The organism is Arthrobacter zhaoxinii, from assembly GCF_024385505.1.
Taxonomy (GTDB): domain Bacteria; phylum Actinomycetota; class Actinomycetes; order Actinomycetales; family Micrococcaceae; genus Arthrobacter_B; species Arthrobacter_B zhaoxinii.
Window position 1 is genome coordinate 22,412 of sequence record NZ_JANFLT010000001.1, and the last position, 20,745, is coordinate 43,156.

Annotated in this window: 14 protein-coding genes and 2 tRNA genes; 11 read left to right on the plus strand and 5 right to left on the minus strand. The window is 64.7% G+C overall.

The annotated features are described in order from the left end of the window. Positions 1 to 41 precede the first annotated feature (41 nt). Positions 42 to 653 (minus strand): acyltransferase, encoded by a 612-nt coding sequence (locus tag NNX37_RS00110; protein ID WP_255789858.1) that lies wholly within the window; start codon positions 651 to 653, stop codon positions 42 to 44. 927 nt (positions 654 to 1,580) lie between these two features. Between NNX37_RS00110 and NNX37_RS00115 the strand changes: the two genes are divergently transcribed. After that, positions 1,581 to 2,654, plus strand: coding sequence for an SGNH/GDSL hydrolase family protein (locus NNX37_RS00115; protein WP_255789861.1), 1,074 nt, complete (start codon positions 1,581 to 1,583; stop codon positions 2,652 to 2,654). A gap of 849 nt (positions 2,655 to 3,503) precedes the next feature. Next, positions 3,504 to 3,576 (plus strand) — tRNA-Lys (locus NNX37_RS00120). Between the two features lie 264 nt (positions 3,577 to 3,840). On the opposite strand, the gene NNX37_RS00125 is transcribed toward NNX37_RS00120, so the two are convergent. Both NNX37_RS00125 and NNX37_RS00130 read right to left on the minus strand, forming a co-directional pair. Further along, on the minus strand, positions 3,841 to 5,034 hold the full coding sequence (locus NNX37_RS00125) for an RtcB family protein (protein WP_255789862.1): 1,194 nt from the start codon (positions 5,032 to 5,034) through the stop codon (positions 3,841 to 3,843). Between the two features lie 95 nt (positions 5,035 to 5,129). Further along, positions 5,130 to 5,648, minus strand: coding sequence for a MarR family winged helix-turn-helix transcriptional regulator (locus NNX37_RS00130; protein ID WP_255789863.1), 519 nt, complete (start codon positions 5,646 to 5,648; stop codon positions 5,130 to 5,132). A 151-nt stretch (positions 5,649 to 5,799) separates the two neighbouring features. On the opposite strand from NNX37_RS00130, the gene bcp reads away from it, so the two are divergent. From bcp to NNX37_RS00155, 5 genes are all read left to right on the plus strand, one after another. After that, complete coding sequence (gene bcp, locus NNX37_RS00135) at positions 5,800 to 6,267, plus strand: thioredoxin-dependent thiol peroxidase (protein ID WP_255789864.1); 468 nt, start codon at positions 5,800 to 5,802, stop codon at positions 6,265 to 6,267. Between the two features lie 58 nt (positions 6,268 to 6,325). Continuing rightward, positions 6,326 to 6,407 (plus strand) — tRNA-Leu (locus NNX37_RS00140). A 241-nt stretch (positions 6,408 to 6,648) separates the two neighbouring features. Then, complete coding sequence (locus NNX37_RS00145; protein WP_255789865.1) at positions 6,649 to 8,343, plus strand: ABC transporter substrate-binding protein; 1,695 nt, start codon at positions 6,649 to 6,651, stop codon at positions 8,341 to 8,343. A 101-nt stretch (positions 8,344 to 8,444) separates the two neighbouring features. Next, positions 8,445 to 9,449, plus strand: a complete 1,005-nt coding sequence (locus NNX37_RS00150; protein ID WP_255789866.1) for an ABC transporter permease — start codon at positions 8,445 to 8,447, stop codon at positions 9,447 to 9,449. Next, on the plus strand, positions 9,446 to 10,390 hold the full coding sequence (locus tag NNX37_RS00155) for an ABC transporter permease (protein WP_407079896.1): 945 nt from the start codon (positions 9,446 to 9,448) through the stop codon (positions 10,388 to 10,390). Before NNX37_RS00150 ends, NNX37_RS00155 begins: the two co-directional genes overlap by 4 nt. Positions 10,391 to 10,503: 113 nt before the next feature. Here the strand turns inward: NNX37_RS00155 and NNX37_RS00160 are convergent, their stop codons facing one another. Then, positions 10,504 to 11,058: a tetratricopeptide repeat protein gene (locus tag NNX37_RS00160; RefSeq protein ID WP_255789867.1), complete on the minus strand. Its 555-nt coding sequence runs from the start codon at positions 11,056 to 11,058 to the stop codon at positions 10,504 to 10,506. Beyond that, positions 11,058 to 12,767: an ABC transporter ATP-binding protein gene (locus tag NNX37_RS00165; protein ID WP_255789868.1), complete on the minus strand. Its 1,710-nt coding sequence runs from the start codon at positions 12,765 to 12,767 to the stop codon at positions 11,058 to 11,060. The genes NNX37_RS00160 and NNX37_RS00165 overlap by 1 nt, the downstream gene beginning before the upstream one ends. Before the next feature lie 125 nt (positions 12,768 to 12,892). Between NNX37_RS00165 and NNX37_RS00170 the strand changes: the two genes are divergently transcribed. The 4 genes from NNX37_RS00170 to NNX37_RS00185 all read left to right on the plus strand — a co-directional run bounded on the left by NNX37_RS00170 (position 12,893) and on the right by NNX37_RS00185 (position 20,738). Then, positions 12,893 to 14,653, plus strand: a complete 1,761-nt coding sequence (locus tag NNX37_RS00170) for an ABC transporter substrate-binding protein (RefSeq protein WP_255789869.1) — start codon at positions 12,893 to 12,895, stop codon at positions 14,651 to 14,653. Positions 14,654 to 14,784: 131 nt separating this feature from the next. Then, entirely contained in the window at positions 14,785 to 16,275 is a 1,491-nt protein-coding gene (locus tag NNX37_RS00175; protein WP_255789870.1) for a malate:quinone oxidoreductase, read from the plus strand. Between the two features lie 118 nt (positions 16,276 to 16,393). Further along, entirely contained in the window at positions 16,394 to 19,516 is a 3,123-nt protein-coding gene (locus tag NNX37_RS00180) for an efflux RND transporter permease subunit (protein ID WP_255789872.1), read from the plus strand. 121 nt (positions 19,517 to 19,637) lie between these two features. Further along, a complete protein-coding gene (locus NNX37_RS00185; RefSeq protein ID WP_255789873.1) occupies positions 19,638 to 20,738 on the plus strand; it encodes an LLM class flavin-dependent oxidoreductase in 1,101 nt (366 codons plus the stop codon). The last annotated feature ends 7 nt before the right edge of the window (positions 20,739 to 20,745 follow it).

Genomic DNA, 20,745 nt, shown 5'->3' on the forward strand with positions numbered 1-20,745 from the left:
AGAAGCGCCCGCGTTAACGTGGGCGCTTTTTCTATTGCAGGCTAAAGGGCGGACGCCCCGACATCCTTGAACTCCGGCTGGTCAGGCGCTGTCAGAGTAGCCCCGTTCTCACCGTCTGCGATCCTGCGGATGAGGCGGGCGGGAACACCTGCCACCAGGACATTGTCCGGAACATCCTCCGTTACGACCGCACCTGCCGCGATAATCGATCGCTGCCCCACGGTAACCCCGCCCATGACGGTGGCACCTGCACCGATCCACGTCCCTGCCCCGATCACGATGGGGTCCTTGCGGGGAGTGCCTGTCCGCCGCTGACCTGCACTGATGTCGTGAGTATCGCTGATGATGCGGACGAAGGGTCCAATGGAAACCCTGTCTTCGATAGTCACGTATGGGCGAATGTAGCTGCCTTGGTTGACGAATACGTGGCTCCCGACGGTGATCGGACCGTCCCACTGGGCATTTGGCCATATCACCGTGTCATTGCCTACGCTGATTTTGCCCTTCAGCACGGATCCGTGATGCACCTGGACGCGCTCGCCGAGTTCGCAGCTCGTTCCAATTGACGGCCCGATATCTACCTTTTGGCCGATCGTGTCCCGCAGTTCGGCGACCTCGCGACTAAGTTTGTCTATTTGGTCCTGTGTATCCATCACGCAATTCTAAGGCGCGGTTGGGGTGGCACGCACGCCGCAGACGATTAGCAACTCTGGGGCGACGGTCCTAGGCGTCCCGCCGGATACCTCCACCGGCCTCACCCTTCGGGGTGGGGCCTGCCCAGTAACTGAGACGTTGCCCGCCAAAGTACGGCATCGGCCTGTTGGTGACTCTCAGGTACTGCCAACCCTGCCACGCAACGCGGCAACACCACGCAATCCGCCAGAAGCCCGCCAGAACGCATCCGCGCCACGCACACGGGAGACGCCCCGTGGCATACATATTTAACAAAATTTTCGCAGCCGACCGGCCCAGTCCGAGCAACGTCGCAGCAAACGGTGTCGCAACCATTTTCCCCCCGGGACACCTCCCAAACGCCGCTGCGTTTGACCACGGTGGAGTGATTGATGCTGGCCCACCCAATAGGTAAATGCACAAGGCTTCGGCCCTGCCTTTCATGTACCCAACACTCGACCGTGTTGCGTGGACCGGACCGGCTTCACTTTATTCTTCACCTCATACGAAGGGGTGAAAGAAGAAGCAGTGGCAGCACTAGTGGTTGCTGAGCAAGCACCACTGTCCGCCACCGCCGCGGCCACCAACGCGTCCGTGTCCGCGCCCGCGCCCGCGCAGGAAGCTATCATCCAAGCACTCACCTCGGATGGGCTCGTCCGAGACGCCGTCGAAAATGCTGCCGGCCTTACCTGGCCTCCAATGACGCCGTGACCGCCGCAGCTGCCATAGCCGCAGAGTAGGCATAAACGAAAGCAACGAACGGTCTCGACCTGGTCCGTGGATCCAGCCAGCATCTATTGCGGGCAGTGGAATCCGCCGCGTAAGCTGTCCGCTTCACAGATCAGGACGGGTACACCTCTGGGGGATTACAGATTGACGGCGTCTGGAACTTCGAAAAGGAACCGACGGTGAAGGGCGACGAATCGGTTTCCCTGCGTCCTACCAGTTCAACACGAAACGGATGGGCGATACCGTTCGCAGACCAGAACGGTTACGTGGGCGGCGGAATACGGCTCGAGGGAATATCCGCATTTGAAAAGCTCCACCTCAGCCCAGAATCGGCGTGCTCTGTCGCTGATGAAGCAATCGGATACACCCGATCATCAAGCACGAGAGTGTCCTGCATCGGAGACTCACTCTCCGCCGGATATTACCCCAACACCACCGTGAACTGGACGGAATCTGCCTACCCCTACATACTTTCCAAGCTGGCTCCGGCCGGCGTTGAGGTCTTCAACCTGGCAATCTCCGGATACACCGTAGATGAGGCAGCCGTCCGGATAGGGGCCTTCCCGTTGCCACTGGTCGTCATGGGTGGCTCGCTCCCCGCTACGGGTCCCATATCGGTCTCCACCACCGCTGCCATCGGCTGGCGGCCTACAGGCACGGAGCGGAACATGAAAGGCACTCTGGCAGGGGTGCCCGGAACATTGATCCGCACCACCAGCAACACCACATTCACGTTCACACGCACCGCGCCCGGCATCGCCACCCCCGTTCCTCCCGGGACACTGTTCAAGCCTGAAAGTGCCGGACATGAAGCAGACACAGTTGTGATCATGTTGGGGCGCAACAACATCCCCGGCATTGCCGGCGGCGACAACCGAGCCGAAGACAATGTCGTGAACGGCATCAAGCGCATCGTGGACTGGCTGAGCCCCCAGCTCAAACAGGCACTCATACTTTCCACCACAACCAACACTCTCGAAAAGCGCGGCACCTCCGGATACCTGTCGATACTAGAAATCAACGCCCGTCTCCAGCAGATGTATCCGAACAAGTTTCTGGATATTCGCTCCTACTTGGTGCACCAGGCAATTTACGACCTCGGCGTGACTCCGACCAGTGATGACCTCGCCAATATGGAGTGCGACGCTCTGCCGCCCTCCATCATGCTCGACACCACGCACTACAAGCCGGAGACCGCTGCGCTCGTTGCACGGCAGGTTCACGCATACCTGACAATGAGAGGTTGGATCTAGCCGGACGTGCCGTCATAGCCCCCGTTAGCTTCGGGGACACATTCCTAACGAAGATCGACATCATCTACGCTCCGAAATCACGGGAGCCACTGAAGACTTCGCGGTGGACGAGGTGCCGTTCGGGGACTTGTGTGTCGGGGAATCCCAGATGGACGCATCAACACTCGTGGCGGCCGGACCGACTCGCCCCAGGTCATGATGGACACCGCGGGCGGGAAAGTGGTGCGCTTCTACGGCACGACCGCCCGGATGATCGCAGCCAGCGCCCAGATAGGGTTTCACACTGCTGTTGAGGGATGGCGCTACCGTCCATAGTTGGCGGCGGGGTCGTGTATGGGGGCGATAGAGCCAGCGCTACAATCCACGGCGCGCGGCGGGCGATGACAACTTGGGGATAAGCTCCGCGGCAAAGTGTTACTGCAAATCCAAAAGTCGCAGCGGGAAAGGGCTGGCACATCACCGTCGCTTCCTTCAATCAATGGCGAGGCTTCCGCACTGAACCGCGACGGCATCGAGTACGCGGGGCCATTGTCCCCCGACTCGCACGGACCCAGCTCATCCTCGGATTCGAACCCACTGCCACCCGGTTACCGCACGGCATCCACTGAAACGCATCGCAGTCATCCCCGGCAATATGTTGATGTCATGATCGTCCCGCACACCCAGCAGAAGTGGGGCATCTACGCAACGAACGGATCCGTTGACCGGGGCCGGACCCTCCGGATGGTTCCTGATCCGCTCCCAGCACGGCCCGGATTTCGTACACCCTGCCGTGACGTGGTAATGTTTCATGTCGTTGCGGAGAACGAACCGCGCCTCACGGCGTAGGTCTTCCTTCCAGCAAAGTGCGCACCTCTAGCTCAATTGGCAGAGCAATTGACTCTTAATCAATGGGTTCCGGGTTCAAGTCCCGGGGGGTGCACAAAACAAAACCCCGTTCGATTCGGCATTATACCGGGTCGGGCGGGGTTTTCTTTTTTTGCCGAAACGGCCGCTCATAGTTTGTTCAGCAGCTACACCGCTCCCCTGACCTATAAGAATCACTGGCATGGGCCGGGACTTCGCCCTCCCCTCCCCCTTCCCCAGCCAAAGGGGAACCCGGCCCGGGCTACAAGTGGCTGGGCTCCAGGCTCTACTAATCCGGCAGCATCACGAGTCAGTGCTCCGGGAACGGCTGATGAATCCCTCAGTTCCCCTTCACGTTCACAATCTGCCGCAGCACGTGCTTCACCGTGACCAGATCCTTCGCATCCGCCATGACGGCGTCGATGTCCTTGTACGCCGCCGGGATCTCGTCAATGAAGGCCGCGGTGTCGCGGAACTCGATCCCCTTCATGGCCCTGCGCAGCTGCTCCTGACTGAAGGTCCTGCGTGCCTTGGTCCGGGAATACTCCCGCCCGGCCCCGTGCGGAGCGGAGTTCAGCGACGGCGCGTACCCCTTGCCTTCCACCACGTACGACGCCGTGCCCATGGATCCCGGAATCAGTCCGGGCCGTCCCGGCGAGGCGTCAATGGCGCCCTTGCGGGAAAGCCACACGTCCCTGCCGTAGTGGTGCTCCACCGCGGTGTAGTTATGGTGGCAGTTGATCCGCTCCCGCTCCTGCACGGGCTCGCCCGTCCACGCGCTGAAGCAGGCCACCACTCGGTCCATCATTTCCTCACGGTTCAGCAGCGCGAACTTCTGCGCCCACATGAGTTCAGCAATGTACCGGTCAAACTCCGCGGTCCCTTCCTCCAGGTAGGCCAGGTCCCGGTCCGGCAGGTCGATCGACCGCTTCCCGCAGTAGTTCTGCGCGGCCCAGATGTGCTGCTGGGCGATCTTGTTTCCGACACCGCGTGAGCCCGAATGCAGGAACAGCCAGACGGCGCGCTCCTCGTCCAGGGACACTTCGATGAAGTGGTTCCCCGAGCCCAGCGTGCCCAGCTGGAGCCGCCAGCCCAACAGGTAGGCGGCGGGATCAAAGCCGGCGGCAGCGGCGTCGTCGGCCAGCTCCTCGACGCGGAGGCGGGCCGAGTCGGTGAGGCTGCGGTTGTTGTTGCCGGCCGAAAGCGGAATGGCGTGTTCAATCGCTTCGCGGAGAACCCGGCGGTTTTTCCCGGCAATATCCGCCGCGGAATTCTGGGTGCGGACGGCAATCATGCCGCAGCCAATATCGACGCCGACTGCCGCGGGGATAATCGCCCCCAGGGTGGGAATGACGGAGCCCACCGCCGCACCCTTCCCCAGATGGGCATCCGGCATCGAAGCGAGGTGCGGATAAATGAAGGGCATCCGGGAGGTCCTGGTGTTCTGTTCCAGAGTTCCGTCGTCAATCACACTGGCGAAATTAATGTACCTTTCGTTGACCTTCTGCTCCACGGCCACCCTTTCAAAGTTCACTTGCCCTCGAAGTTAGCGGGCTTAACACAGAAAGAGGCACATCCCGTGGATGTGCCTCTTTCTTATTTCTTACGTTCGTGCGTGCACCGCAGCAGTCAGCGGCTCTCCGCCGCGGCTTCCGTTGCTTCCGCCGGCTCCGGCAGAATCATGCTTTCGGGCGGAATCGGGAGGCCCGGCACGTCGACGGCAACCTGCCAGCGCGGGCTGCCCAGCTCGCTGATGACCTTCCGCAGCTGGCTTCGAAGCGCCTCGGACAGCAGCTCACCGCCGTCAAGCAGTGTCCGCTCAATGTTCTGCGCTTCGTGCAGGGCCTCGGTGCCCTGAGCGGTGATGGTCACCATGTGGCTGCGCTTGTCCAGATCATTACGCACCCGGCTGACGTGCCCGTGGGTTTCGAGGCGGGCCAGGGTTTTGCCCATGGTCTGCGCCTGAACGCGCACAAGCTGGGCCAGGCGGGCCTGCGTCATGGGTCCCTGCGTTTCCAGGACGCCCAACGCGATGACGCCTGCGTGGGTCAGCCCAATACTGACTAACCGCTCGTTCCAGGCGTGCTCTACAAGGCGGGCGGCTGTCGACAACAGGCGACCGGTGGGCCAGCGCTCCATATCCGGCATAAAATAAAACTCTTCCTCTAGGCTTCGGATCCCGCGCAAACAGTAAGTTTGCTGATTGCGTGCCGATCCACAGTCTAGGATAGCCACCGCGCGTGGGAATGTCGCGTTTTGACGCACCCGGCCGCGAAATCGAGACCAAGGAGAGACCTTCATGCCCCGCCTTAGCCCAGACGAAACCGCACCGGAATTCGTCCTTCCCGCCGCAGACGGAACGAGCGTGTCATTGGCGGTTCTGCGCGGCAGCAGCACCATCGTCTACTTCTACCCGGCGGCGGCCACCCCCGGCTGCACCAAGGAGGCCTGCGACTTCCGTGACAACCTGAACAGCCTCAAAGGCGCCGGCTACACCGTCCTGGGCATCTCCCCCGACCCGGTGGAAAAGCTGGAAAAGTTCGCGGCCTCCGAAAACCTGAACTTCCCGCTGCTCTCCGACGCGGACCACGCGGTGGCCGAGGCCTATGGCGCGTGGGGCGAGAAGAAGAACTACGGCCGCACCTATGAAGGACTGATCCGATCCACCGTGGTGGTGGACCCCGAGGGCAAGGTCTCCGTCGCCCAGTACAACGTCAAAGCCACCGGGCACGTGGCCAAGCTCCGTCGTGATCTGGGGCTTGACTAACCTCGGGTAGACTAAAACCGGTTTCCCGCACCCGGCCGAAAAGCCGGCAGGGAAAACGGCGCGAGTGGCGGAATTGGTAGACGCGCTGGATTTAGGTTCCAGTGTCTTCGGACGTGTGGGTTCAAGTCCCTCCTCGCGCACTGAATAGTAAAAGCCCCGGTCTTCGGACCGGGGCTTTTTTCATGCCCGGATAAATCACCTCCCGCCCGGGGACGTGACCAAATCGTGACCACGCCGACGGTGATCAATGTCACGTAACAGAAACACTTCCCCATTAGGCTCTGTCCATACGTTTGTGTCCAAAGGACGCATCCGGGCCGGCTTTCCGGCCGCAGGCACCACTCGCTTAGCGTTCATCCGCCCTTGAGGAGTACCCAAAACATGTTCCCAGCAGACAGCGTCCGGAAAGGCCGGTCCGCGAAAAAGCGCGCGTCCGCCCTTACCGCCGGCCTTGCCCTGAGCGCACTCGTGCTCTCCGGCTGTGCCCAAAGCAACCGCGAGGAAGGGGCCGACAGCGGCTCCGAGGGCGTGGACGGCACCTTTGTGTTTGCCGCCTCGTCCGACCCGAAGTCCCTTGACCCGGCCTTCGCCTCCGACGGCGAAACCTTCCGCGTCAGCCGCCAGATGTTCGAGGGCCTGGTCGGCACCGAGCCCGGCACCGCGGACCCGGCACCCCTGCTGGCGAAGTCATGGGAGTCTTCCGAAGACGGCATGACCTACACCTTCGAGCTCGAAGAAGGCGTCAAGTTCCATGACGGCACCGATTTCAACGCCGAAGCCGTCTGCGCCAACTTCGACCGCTGGTACAACTTCAGCGGCATCCAGCAGGCCGAAAGCCAGGCCTACTACTACGGCATGCTCTTCAAGGGATTCTCCGACAACCCCGAAGCCGCCACCTACAAGTCCTGCGAAGCCTCCTCGGATTCCCAGGCCGTGGTCACCCTGAACAAGCCGTTCGCCGGCTTCGTTGCAGCCCTCTCGCTGCCCGCCTTCAGCATGCAGAGCCCTTCTGCCCTGGAGGAATTCGGCGCCAACGAGTCTTCCGGCACGGCCGAAGCCCCGGAGCTGACCGAATACGCCAAGGGCCACCCGACCGGCACCGGTCCCTACAAGTTCGACGGCTGGGATGTGGGCAACCAGATCACCCTCTCGGCGAACGAGGACTACTGGGGCGGCGGCGAACCCCAGGTCACCGACATCATCTTCCGCGTGATCGACGATCCGCAGGCCCGCCGCCAGTCCCTGGAATCCGGCGACATTGACGGCTACGACCTCGTGGCCCCGGCCGACACCCAGTCCCTGGCCGACGCCGGGTTCAACGTGGTCCCCCGCGATCCCTTCACCATCCTCTATCTGGGCATGAACCAGCAGGTGAAGGAGCTGGCTGATCCCAAGGTCCGCCAGGCCATCGCCCATGCCATCGACAAGGAAGCCCTGGTCAGCCAGACCCTGCCCGAGGGCACCAAGGTGGCCACCCAGTTCATTCCCGACGTCGTCAACGGCTACAACGAAGACGTCACCACGTATGAGTACGACCCCGAGAAGGCCAAGGCACTGCTGGCAGAGGCCGGCTACCCGGACGGCTTCAGCGTGGACTTCAACTACCCCACCGGCGTTTCCCGTCCGTACATGCCCACCCCCGAGCAGGTCTTCACCAACCTGAGCGCCCAGCTGGGCGAGGTAGGCATCACGGTCAACGAGCAGCCGAACAAGTGGTCCCCGGATTATCTGGACCGGGTCCAGGCAGGGTCGGACCACGGCCTGCACCTGCTGGGCTGGACGGGTGACTACAACGACACGGACAACTTCGTAGGCGTGTTCTTCGGTCAGGAAAAGCCGGAGTTCGGCTTCAACAACCCGGAGATCTTCGCGGCCCTCGAAGAGGCCCGCCAGGTTTCCACCCTCGAAGAGCAGACCCCGCTCTACGAGCAGATCAATGAGGACATCGCCAAGTTCGTGCCGGCCGTTCCGCTGGCCCACCCGGCGCCGTCGCTCGCGTTCTCCGAACGGGTGGAGTCCTACCCGGCCAGCCCGGTGAGCGACGAAGTCTTCAGCGACATCAAGCTCACCAAGTAACCCCTGAGTTGAGGCCGGGAACCCCGCGGGGTTCCCGGCCTCCAACGCGCCTCGTCTTTTCCTCCCCAGATCCTCCAGCCTCCCGCTGGGAAAGGACACTCGTGCTACGAGTCATCGGCAAACGCCTTCTTATGCTGATCCCCACCCTGATCGGCCTCTCGATCCTGCTGTTCCTGTGGGTCCGCAACCTGCCCGGCGGCCCGGCAACCGCGCTGCTCGGCGACAAGGCATCCCCGGAAGCCATCGCCAACATCAACAAGGCCTACGGATTCGACCGCCCCCTGATCGAGCAGTACTTCACCTACGTCGGCAAACTCCTCCAGGGAGACTTCGGCACCTCCATCGTCACCGGACGCCCCGTGCTCGAGGAGTTCGCCACCCGCTTCCCCGCCACCGTGGAGCTCGCCGTTGTCGCCCTCATTTTCGCGATCGGCATCGGCATTCCGCTGGGTTATCTCGCAGCCAGCCACTACGGGCGCTTCTGGGACCACTCCTCCGTGGTGCTGTCCCTGATCGGCATCACCGTCCCCGTGTTCTTCCTCGCCTTCATCCTCAAGTGGGTACTGGCCATCCAGCTGGGCTGGTTCCCCACCGACGGGCGCCAGGATCCACGCATCAACGCCACACACGTCACCGACTTCTACGTCCTGGACGGGCTCCTCACCCGGGAATGGGACGCTTCCTGGGACGCCATCCTGCACCTGGTGCTTCCCGCCATCGCGCTGGGCACCATTCCGCTGGCAATCATCGTGCGCATCACCCGGGCCTCGGTCCTGGAGGTCCAGGGCGCTGACTACGTCCGCACCGCCCGGGCCAAGGGCCTGATGGAAAAAACCATCCGCGGCCGGTTTGTGCTGCGCAACGCCATGCTGCCCGTGACCACCACCATCGGCCTGCAGACCGGCCTGCTGATTTCCGGTGCAGTGCTGACGGAGACGGTCTTCGCCTTCAGCGGCATCGGGAGGTTCCTGAGGGACGCGATCTTCGCCCTCGACTATCCCGTCCTGCAGGGATTCATTGTCTTCATCGCCGTGGCCTACTCACTGATCAACCTGATCGTTGATGTGTCCTACGGTTTCATCGATCCAAGGGTGCGTGTCCAGTGAGTACTACTCTGCCTCCCGCAGCGGGCGGGTCCGTCCTCCCCGAAGGGGCTCCCACAGCGAAGCCAGCCACCGGCAGCGGCATGTGGAAAGACGCCTTCCGCCGGCTGCGCCGCAACCCGGCGGCCATTGCCGGCGCCGTCATTGTGGGCCTGTTCATCCTGGTCTCCATCCTCGCCCCGCTGCTTGCCCCCTACGGCGGCAACGACCTGCCCGGCCGCACCAACATCACCCCGACCAGCATTCCCGGTCCGGGCGACATTGACGGCTATCCCCTGGGCCTGGACCGGTTCGGCGGCGACGTCCTTTCCAAACTTCTCTGGGGTGCACGCGCGTCCCTGATCATCGGTGTTGTCTCCACCGCTCTCGGCCTGGCCGGCGGCGTGCTGCTCGGCGTCATTGCCGGCGGCCTGGGCGGCTGGGTGGACAGCGTGATCATGCGCTTCGTCGACATCCTGCTCTCGGTTCCGAACCTGCTGCTGGCCGTGAGCATCGCGGCCCTGCTGGGACAGAATGCCGCCGCCGTCATGATCGCCATCGGTGTCTCGCAGGTGCCCATCTTTGCCCGGCTCCTGCGCTCGTCGATGATTTCCCAGCGCAGCGCGGACTACATCCTGTCCGCCCAGACGCTGGGGCTGAGCCGGCGCACCATCACCATGAGCCACCTGCTGCCCAACAGCATGGGCCCGGTGATTGTCCAGGCGACCCTGACCCTGGCGACGGCGGTCATTGACGCCGCTGCGCTGTCCTTCCTGGGGCTCGGCGGCGGCCTGCCGCAGACCGCCGAGTGGGGCCGGATGCTGACCTACGCCCAGGCCGAACTGGGTGTGGCTCCACAGCTGGCCTTCCTGCCGGGTATCTGTATTGCGGTGACCGCGCTTGGCTTCACCCTGCTGGGCGAGTCCCTGCGCGAGGCGCTGGATCCCAAGACCCGGCGGAAGTAACCGGGAGCGGCATACCGCTGCAAACAACAGAAGGGCCTTCCCTGGAATTCCAGGGAAGGCCCTTCTGTGTTGGTGCACCAGGCGTTTCCGGCCCGGCAGCTATTCTGCGCGGCTCAAGCGCGACCGGTACCGCCGTCGTCGCCGTCCCCGTCGAGTGACGCCAGGTAATCCGCGTTGCCGTGCAGTGCCGGCAGATACCGCTCCAGGTCCTCCGAGGAGACATTCTCCGCGAGCAGGACCAGCAGACCGGCGAGCGCCGCGTTCGCCTTGCCCGCGGCATGCAGGCTAAGCGCCTCGAAGACACCCAGCGACACCGACCCGGGGAAGGCACGCCGGGCGCCGGCAAACACCGCCAGGGACTCCTCGGTGCGGCCGAGCAGCCGGAGAGTGCTGCCGTACTGGAGGTAGCAGCGACGCAGCACGTCCCCCTCCAGCCCCAGCGCCAGCGCCTGTTCGTAGAATCCCGCAGCCGTTTCCTCTTCGCCTGCAGTGTCATAGGCGCCGCCCACTTCATAGAGCACTCGGGGATTGCCCGGGTGCCGGTGATGGACCTCGAGCAGCGCAGCAATGGTCGGCGCCATGTCCTCCCGGTTCCGGACGGACAGCAGCTCCCGCAGTTCGGCATCCAGTTCCGCTTCTGCGCCCGCCTGCACGGCGCCGCCCGTCATTAGGAGGCCAGCTCGCTGTCGATGTTGAGCTCGTTGCCCGGGATGGATGCCAGGAGCTTCCGCGTGTAGGGGTGGCGCGGGTTGGAGAAGACTTCCTCCGAGGTGGCGGCCTCCACCAGTTCGCCGTCCTTCATAACGCACACGTAGTCGGAGATCAGCCGGACCACTGCCAGGTCATGGGAGATAAAGAGGTAGCTGAGACCGAACTCGCGCTGCAGGTCCCCGAGCAGCTGGAGGATCTGCGCCTGTACCAGGACGTCCAGGGCCGAGACCGGCTCGTCGCAGACAATCAGCTCCGGCTTCAGCGCCAGGGCACGGGCGATGGCCACACGCTGCCGCTGCCCGCCCGAGAGCTCCGCAGGGTAGCGGTGCAGCATCTCCGGCGGCAGCGCCACCTGCTCCATCAGTTCAAGCACACGACGGCGGCGCTCTGCCTTGTCGCCGCGGCGGTAAGTCTTGAGTGGTTCCTCCAGGATCCGTTCGATGGTGTACATCGGGTCCAGCGAGGAATAGGGGTCCTGGAAGATCGGCTGCACCCGCTGCCGGAACTCGCGCAGCTGGACCTTGTCCAGGGTCGCGACGTCCATGCCGTCAAAGGTCATGGTTCCGCTGGTGGGTTCAATCAGCTTCAGCAGCATCCGCGCGGTAGTGGTCTTGCCGGAACCGGACTCCCCCACAATCGCCACGGTGCGGCCGCGCGGAATGTCCAGGGTGACATTCTTCGCGGCATAGAAATCATCGGAACGGCCGCGGATCTTGAAGACCTTGGTGAGGTCGCGGAACTCCACGATGTTGTCCGGCTCCGCCGCGGCGGGCTCGGCAGCCAGGGTCTTCGACGGTCCGGCGGTCGCCGCGCCCTTCGGCGCGGCATGCCCGGCAAAGGCACCGGGGCTGAGCCGCACGGCCGCCACACTGGGGGCGGCACGGACCAGGGACTGGGTGTACGGGTGCTGCGGATCCTCCAGCAGCTGGCGGGCGGGACCGGTTTCCACCACCTCGCCGCGGTGCATCACCACCAGTTCGGAGGCACGCTCGGCGGCGAGCCCCAGGTCATGGGTAATCAGCAGGACGGAAGACCCGAGCTCCTCCGTCATCCGGTCAATCTGGTCCAGAATGGTCCGCTGGACCGTGACGTCCAGGGCGCTGGTGGGTTCGTCGGCGATCAGCAGCCGGGGGCGGCACGCCAGCCCAATGGCAATCAGGGCACGCTGGCGCATGCCGCCGGAGAACTCATGCGGGTACTGCTTGGCACGTTCGGCGGCATTGGGAAGCCCCGCCGCGGTGAGGACCTCCACGACCTTCCGGTCAACGTCCTTGGACGTCGCCATCCCGTGGACCAGCAGGGTTTCGGCAACCTGGGTGCCGATCTTGGTGACCGGGTTGAGGTTGGACATGGGATCCTGCGGAACCAGTCCGATGGAACGCCCGCGGATAGCCCGAATCTTGGACTCCGGAAGACCCACCAGTTCCTGGCCGTCGAAGCGGATGCTGCCCGAGGCGACCTTGCCGTTACCCGGCAGCAGCCCGATGACGGCCATTGCGGTAGTGGACTTTCCGGACCCGGACTCCCCCACAATGGCCAGCGTCTTGCCTGCCGGGAGAGAAAAACCGGCATTGCGGACGGCGGGGACTTCTCCGTCCATGGTCCGGAAATTAACGGCGAGGTTGCTCACCTCGAGCAGGGGCGAATCAGTGGTCAAATCAGTCATTTCCCCATCCTGCCCCACTCTTGCCCCTTGTGACGCGTGTCTCACAGCTGTTTACCGGTTTTTAATCATTTAGAATGAAGAATCACCGAAATATGAGGGATGGAGCGTCCCGGAGGAGTATCACCGTGACCAAATCCGGCAGAGGCAAATCCGGCAGCGCCGAATCCGGCAGCGCCCAGCACGGCACTATTATCTCCGGCCCTGCTGATCCCGGCACCGGCACCCCCGCCCTTTCCCGCCGCTCGGTTATCCGTGCGAGCGCCGTGGCCGCGGCCTTTATGCTCGCCGGCTGCACGGCGGAGGCAGCGGATGATTCCCCGTCCCCGGCCCCTGCGGCCACCGGACCGGCCGGTCCCCGGGGCCGGTTCGTCTTTGCGGCGGCGGCACGCCCGGTAACCCTGGACCCCGCCCTGGCCACGGACACCGAGTCCTACCGCGTCACGCGCCAGGTGCTGGAAGGACTGGTGGGCGTGGACCCCCTGACCTCCGCCCCGACGCCGCTGCTGGCCAAGAGCTGGACCAAGTCCGAGGACCGCAGGACATATACCTTTGAACTGCGCCGCGACGTCACCTTCCACGACGGCGAGCCGTTCAACGCCGAGGCCGTACGCCGGAACTTCGAGCGCTGGTACACCCTGCCGGAATCCGTGCGCAGCGATTCCCTGATGTACCGGTCGGTTTTCCGCGGATTCTCGGACACCCCGAAGACCGCGGTCTACCGGGAATGCGTGGTTGAGGACGAATACACGGTGCGGGTGGAGCTCACCGAGCCGCTGAACAGCTTCATCCCCGCCCTTGCCGCTCCGGCCTTCGCCATGTCGTCGCCGAAGGCCCTCACGGACGCCGCCGCCGATGCCCTGACCCAGGAACGCAACGGGCGGAAGGTCTCCGGCTACGGTGTCGCCCCGGTGGGCACCGGTCCGTTCCGTTTTGTCGGCTGGAACGAGGACACCGTTGAGCTGGCCGCCTACCCGGAGTACTGGGGCGAGGCCGGACAGATCGGAACCGTCGTCTTCCGGACCATCTCCAGCCCCGAAGGCCGGCTTCGTGCCCTGAAGAAGGGGGACGTGGACGGTTACGACCTGGTGACCGTCAACGACGTCGGCGACCTGGCCCGCAACGGCCTGCAGATCCAGCAGCGGGACCCGTATTCCATCCTTTATCTGGGCATCAACACCAATTTCCCCGGTCTGGACAACGTCCTGATCCGCCGAGCGGTTGCCCACGCCATCGACAAGCCGGCCGTCCTGGAGGGTCTGTTCCTGAACGGCACCAAGGCCGCCAACCAGTTCCTTCCGGAAAAGCTCGGCCTGACCTCCGACAGCATTACCAGCTACGGGTACGACGTCGACAAGGCCCGCGAGCTGCTCAAGGAAGCCGGCTACGACGGCCGTGAACTGCCGTTCTACTACCCGCGCCGCGTGACCCGCAGCTACCTGCCCACACCGGAAAAGGTCTACGCCCGGCTCAGCAGCCAGCTCACCGCCGCCGGATTCAACATCCGCCCGGTCCCCGTGGACTGGTCCCAGGGCTACCTCGACAGGGTGCAGGGCAAGGAGGACCGGGCCTTCCACCTGCTCGGACTTGCCGGAAGCTACGAGGCCGGGGACAACTTTGTAGGAACCCTGTTCGGCCGCTATACCGCCGAATTTTCCTACAACGACCCCGAGGTCTTCACCGGCATCGAAAAAGCACGGACCCTCGCCGAGGGCCAGGAACAGACGGACGCCTACCAAGCGATCTCCGACCGGCTTTCCGAGCGGGTGCCGGCTGTCCCCCTCGCTTTCCCCATCTCCGCCTTGGCGCTGTCCCCCCGGGTGGGCGGCTATCCCACCAGCCCCGTCCTGCACGAAGTCTTCAACCGGATCACCCTGACGGACAGCTGAGGCCGCCCGTCCCCGGTCAGCGGTTGGCAGCTCCCCCTCCCGCCGGGACGCCGGGGCAAGCGATAATTTTAGGAAGACATGTGGTCGGGGATACGCTTCTAGGGCTAGCGCCCACGCGACTGGAGAACAAGTTGACTGCTAATAGCCCGGCGGATAAGTCCGCAACGAAAACTGATGTACTGCTGATCGGCGGCGGCATCATGAGCGCGACCCTCGGGGCGTTCCTGAAGCAGCTCCAGCCAGACTGGGACATCTCCCTCTACGAGCGCCTCGACCGCGCGGGGCTGGAAAGCTCCGACCCGTGGAACAACGCGGGAACCGGCCATGCCGCACTCTGCGAGCTCAACTACAGCCCGGCCTCGGCCGACGGCTCCGTTGACCCGGCAAAGGCGGTGGGCATCAACGAGCAGTTCCAGGTTTCCCGGCAGTTCTGGTCGCATCTGGTGTCTTCCGGCCACATCTCCAACAGCTTCATCAATCCGCTGCCGCACATGAGCTTCGTCTGGGGTGACGCGCATTCGGAGTACCTGCGCCGCCGCTACGAGTCGCTGAGCGCCCAGCCCCTGTTCAAGACCATGGAGTTCTCCGAGGACCCGGCCAAGCTGGCCGAATGGGCCCCCCTGATCATGGAAGGGCGCGACCCGTCCCAGCGCGTTGCCGCCTCGCGCGTTGCCGGCGGCACCGACGTCGACTTCGGTGCGCTGACCCGCGAACTGACCAACTACCTTGGCGCCAACGGCGTGAACATGCACTTCCGCCACGAGGTCGGCAATGTGTCGCGTTCCTCCACCGGCGGCTGGGAGGTCAAGGTCAAGGACCTGGCTGCCGGCACCACCAGCACCGTTTCCGCCCGCTTCGTCTTCATCGGCGGCGGCGGCGGAGCCCTGCACCTGCTCCAGGCCTCCGGCATCCCCGAGGGCAAGGGCTTCGGCGGCTTCCCCGTCTCCGGCCAGTTCCTGCGCTCCACGGACGAATCCATCATTTCGCGCCACAACGCGAAGGTGTACGGGCAGGCCTCCGTCGGTGCACCGCCCATGTCGGTCCCGCACCTGGACACCCGCTTCGTCAATGGCCAGCGTTCCCTGCTGTTCGGCCCGTACGGCGGCTTCTCCCCGAAGTTCCTGAAGACCGGTTCCTACCTGGACCTGCCGCTTTCGGTCCGCCCGTCCAACCTCGTGCCGATGCTGGGCGTGGCCAAGGACAACATGAGCCTGGTCAAGTACCTCGTCACCGAGGTGATGAAGACCCGTGAAGGCAAAACGCAGGCGCTGCAGGAATTCATGCCGTCCGCGAAGACCGAAGGCTGGGACCTCATCACCGCGGGCCAGCGTGTCCAGGTCATCAAGAAGGACCCGAAGAAGGGCGGCGTGCTGCAGTTCGGCACCGAACTCATCACCGCCGCGGACGGCTCCATCGGCGCCCTGCTCGGGGCTTCCCCCGGCGCTTCCACGGCACCGCCCATCATGATCAACCTGCTCAAGCGCGCCTTCCCCCGCCAGTTCGGCGGCTGGGAACCGAAGATCAAGGAAATGATCCCGGGCTACGGCGTGAAGCTCAACGAGAACGAGCAGCTGGCGGCGGAGATCGAAGCCGACACCACCAAGGTCCTGGGACTTTCCTAGCACCTGCTGTAGCCGCGGCGCAGGTTCCCCTTTCGGCGGGCCTGCGCCGCGACAGGCTTTACGACGCCGGCGCTGCGGGCGTTTTCCAACTCCAGTTCGCCCTTCCTAAGGCAGGATCATGGACCGTTTGGCCAAGCTGTCCCTCTCCAACCGGGCGCTCATTGCCCTGATCACGGTTTTCGTGGCGGTTTTCGGGGTCATTTCAATGAGCTCCCTGAAGCAGGAACTGATCCCGTCACTGGAGTTTCCGCAGATCAGCGTCATCACGGCCCTGCCCGGGGCTTCCCCCGAGGTAGTGGATGCCCAGATCAGCGAACCGCTGGAAGGCGCCCTCACCGCCGTCGAAGGCCTCGAGTCCTCCTCGGCGACGTCCCGGTCCGGGATCTCCACGATCAGCCTGACCTTCGCCTACGGAACCGACCTGGACCGGGCACGCGGGCAGGTGGACCGGGCCATTTCCAACTCCCGCCAGCTGCTTCCCGACGATGCCAATCCGCAGTCGCTGGCCGGAAGCATCAGCGATTTCCCGATTGTCTACCTTGCGGTGTCCTCGGATGAACCGCTGGCCGAGCTCAACGCGGATCTGCAGCGACTGACGGTTCCGCGCCTGCAGAAGATCGAAGGTGTCCGCACGGCCGAGGTGACGGGCGGCTCCACCCGCCACGTGGCCATCCTGCCCGACAACGCAGCCCTGGCCGCCGCCGGCGTCACCCCCACGGCCATCGTCGACGCACTGGAGAACAGCGGAGACCTGCTGCCTGCCGGCACGGTCGAGGAAGGCAGCCGCACCCTGTCGATCCAGGTGGGCGCACCGCTGGACAGCCTCGAGAAGATTTCCGGCCTGCCGGTCGAATCCAGCCAGTCGACTCCGGGCAGCACGCCGGTCACCATCGGCGACGTGGCATCGGTGGACATCACCGAGGATGAATCCAGCTCCATCACCCGTACCAACGGCGAAGCCACCCTGGCTGTGTCCATCACCAAGACCCCGGCCGGGGATACGGTCGGCATTTCCCACGAAGTCATGGACCTGCTGCCCGCACTCCAGGATGAACTGGGCAACGGCGCCGTCTTCACGGTCATCTTCGACCAGGCCCCGTTCATTGAAAAATCCATTTCCGACCTCACCACGGAGGGACTGCTCGGCCTCGGCTTCGCAGTCCTGGTGATCCTGGTCTTCCTGCTCTCGCTGCGCTCCACGCTGGTCACGGCCGTGTCCATTCCGCTGTCGCTGCTGGTGACCTTCATCGGGCTGCTCGCCTTCGGGTACTCCCTGAACATCCTCACCCTCGGTGCGCTGACCATCGCCATCGGCCGCGTCGTGGATGACTCCATTGTGGTGATCGAGAACATCAAGCGGCACCTCGGCTACGGCGAGGACAAACGCAGTGCCATCCTGACCGCCGTCCGCGAGGTCGCCGGCGCCGTAACGGCGTCGACCCTCACCACTGTGGCGGTGTTTGCACCCATCGCCTTTGTCGGCGGCCTGGCGGGCGAGCTGTTCCGCCCCTTCGCAGTGACCACAACGCTCGCCCTGCTGGCCTCCCTGCTGGTGTCGCTGACGATTGTCCCGGTGCTGGCCTACTGGTTCCTAAAGTCCTCCCCGCCGGTCGCCGATCCGGCGGCCTACCGTGCCGAGGCCGAGGAACGCGAATCGCGGACCCTCCTGCAGCGCGGCTACCTGCCGCTCCTGCGCACCACCCAGCGCCACCCCGTCTACACGGTGACCGCCGGGCTGATCATCCTCGCCGCGACCGCGGCAATGACCCCGCTGCTGCCCACCAACCTGCTGGGCGACACGGGACAGAACACCTTCAGCGTGCGGCAGGAGCTGCCGGCGGGCACCTCCCTCGAACGGACCTCCGAGGCCGCCGCCGAGGTGGAGGACATCCTCGGCGGCACCGAGGGCGTCAAGGACGTCCAGGTCACCATGGGCACCTCCACGTCCGGGCTCGGAGCCTTCACCGGCGGCGGCTCCTCGGTGGCGAATTTCACCGTCATCACCGAGGAAGGCGTGGACCAGGTGGCACTGCGGGACACCGTGCGGTCCGCGCTTGAGGACGTCGACGACGACGCCGGCGTTCTCACCCTGGGCAGCACCGGCGGCGGCTTCGGGACCTCCAACACGGTGGACATTTCCCTCTCAGCCGGGGATCCGGCCGACCTGCAGCCGGCCAGTGACGCCTTGGTGGAGGCCATGTCCGATCTGCCGGGCGTCGCGGAGGCGAGCAGCAACCTGTCCTCCTCCCAGCCCGTGGTGCAGATCAGCATCGACCGGGCCAAGGCAGTTGCCGCCGGCCTGAACGAGCAGCAGATTGCCGGCCTGGTGGCTTCCACCATCAGCCCGCTGCCGGCCGGATCGGTGCGGCTGGGCACCGATGACCTCCAGGTACTCATCGGCGAGGGCACCCCCATCACGTCGCTGGAGCAGCTGAACAGCATTTCGGTGCCCGCCGGCACCGGAGCCGTGCCGCTGAGCTCCCTGGCCACGGTGGAAGAGGTGGAGGTCCCGACGTCGGTCTCCTCGTCCGGCGGCGAGCGCACCGCCGTCGTCTCCGTCTCCCCGGACGGGGACAACCTGGGCGCGACCATCACCGAAGTCCAGAACCGCCTGGCCGAGGTGGACCTGCCCGCCAGCGTGACCGCAGAACTCAGCGGCGCCGCCACCCAGCAGAACGAGTCCTTCACCCAGCTCGGCCTGGCCCTGCTGGCGGCCATTGCCATCGTCTACGTGATCATGGTCGCCACCTTCAAGTCCCTGCTGCAGCCGCTGATCCTGCTGGTCTCCATCCCGTTTGCGGCCACCGGCGCCGTCCTGCTGCTGCTGCTCACCGGGGTTCCGCTGGGCCTGCCGTCCCTGGTCGGCATGCTTATGCTGGTGGGCATTGTGGTGACCAACGCCATTGTCCTGATGGACCTGATCAACCAGTACCGGCAGCCGCGGGGCAGCGAACCGGGCATGAATGTGGAGGACGCCATCTTCCGCGGCGCCCGCCAGCGCCTGCGCCCCATCCTCATGACCGCGCTGGCCACCGTCTTCGCCCTCACCCCGATGGCGCTGGGCATAACCGGGGAGGGCGGCTTCATCTCCCGTCCGCTGGCCATTGTGGTGATCGGCGGGCTGATCTCCTCCACCGCCCTGACGCTGATCCTGGTACCGGTGCTTTACCGCCTGGTGGAGGGGGCCCGCGAGAAGCGGCAGCAGCGGAAGGAAACTGCCGGGGCGGCTGCCGGGGCCTAGCAGGCCCCGGCAGCCCCGGGCGGGGCCGCCGGCGGGAATGAAAGAATGCCGGCGCCCGTTGAAGGGGAAATGCATGCGTATGCATATACTTTAAGAAACACCCGAACGTCCGGAGGACACCATGCAGATCGGCGTATTCAGCGTCAGCGACATCACCCGGGACCCCGTCACCGGGAAACTCCCCACGGAAGCTGAGCGGATCAAGGCAGCGGTGGCCATCGCCCGCAAGGTCGAAGAGATCGGCATGGACGTCTACGCCACCGGCGAGCACCACAACCCGCCCTTCTACGCCAGCTCCCCCACCACGCTGCTGGGCTACATCGCCGCGCAGACCGAGCGGATCATCCTCTCCACCACCACCACGCTGATCACCACGAATGACCCGGTGAAGATTGCCGAGGACTTCGCCATGCTCCAGCACCTGGCCGACGGCCGGGTGGACCTGGTGCTGGGACGCGGCAATACCGCCCCGGTCTACCCCTGGTTCGGCAAGGATCCGCAGGACTCGGTGGAACTGACCGTGGAGAACTACAACCTCCTGCGCCAGCTCTGGGACAAGGAGACGGTGAACTGGGAGGGCAAGTTCCGCACCCCGCTGCACAACTTCACGGCCACGCCCCGGCCGCTCGACGGCGTGGCCCCCTTTGTCTGGCACGGTTCCATCCGCACGCCGCAGGTGGCGGAGATTGCCGCGTACTTCGGGGACGGCTTCTTCGCCAACAACATCTTCTGGCCGAAGGAGCACTACATGCAGCTGATCGGCCTGTACCGCGAGCGCTACGAACACTACGGCCACGGCCGCGCCGACCAGGCCGTAGTGGGACTGGGCGGACAGTTCTTTATGCGGAAGAACTCCCAGGACGCTGTCAACGAGTTCCGTCCGTACTTCGACAACGCCCCCGTCTACGGCCACGGTCCGTCCATGGAGGACTTCACCGCCCAGACACCGCTGACCGTCGGCAGCCCGCAGGAGGTGCTGGAGAAGACCCTGAGTTTCCAGGAGTACTTCGGCGACTACCAGCGCCAGCTGTTCCTGATCGACCACGCCGGGCTGCCGCTGAAGACGGTCCTGGAGCAGCTGGACCTCTTCGGCGAATACGTGCTGCCGGAACTGCGGAAGGAATTCGATGCCCGCCGCCCGGCGGACGTTCCCGAGGGCCCCACCCACGCCGCGCGCGTGGCGGCGCGGGATGCTGCCGCGTCGACCCCCGCGGTTCAGTAGGCTGGAA

Excerpts from the sequence above, each read along its gene's own strand:
- NNX37_RS00110 (WP_255789858.1), bottom strand. The coding sequence starts at position 653 with ATGGATACACAGGACCAAATAGACAAACTTAGTCGCGAGGTCGCCGAA.
- NNX37_RS00185 (WP_255789873.1), top strand. The coding sequence starts at position 19,638 with ATGCAGATCGGCGTATTCAGCGTCAGCGACATCACCCGGGACCCCGTC.
- NNX37_RS00145 (WP_255789865.1), top strand. The coding sequence starts at position 6,649 with ATGTTCCCAGCAGACAGCGTCCGGAAAGGCCGGTCCGCGAAAAAGCGC.
- bcp (WP_255789864.1), top strand. The coding sequence starts at position 5,800 with ATGCCCCGCCTTAGCCCAGACGAAACCGCACCGGAATTCGTCCTTCCC.
- NNX37_RS00130 (WP_255789863.1), bottom strand. The coding sequence starts at position 5,648 with ATGCCGGATATGGAGCGCTGGCCCACCGGTCGCCTGTTGTCGACAGCC.
- NNX37_RS00180 (WP_255789872.1), top strand. The coding sequence starts at position 16,394 with ATGGACCGTTTGGCCAAGCTGTCCCTCTCCAACCGGGCGCTCATTGCC.
- NNX37_RS00160 (WP_255789867.1), bottom strand. The coding sequence starts at position 11,058 with ATGACGGGCGGCGCCGTGCAGGCGGGCGCAGAAGCGGAACTGGATGCC.
- NNX37_RS00165 (WP_255789868.1), bottom strand. The coding sequence starts at position 12,767 with ATGACTGATTTGACCACTGATTCGCCCCTGCTCGAGGTGAGCAACCTC.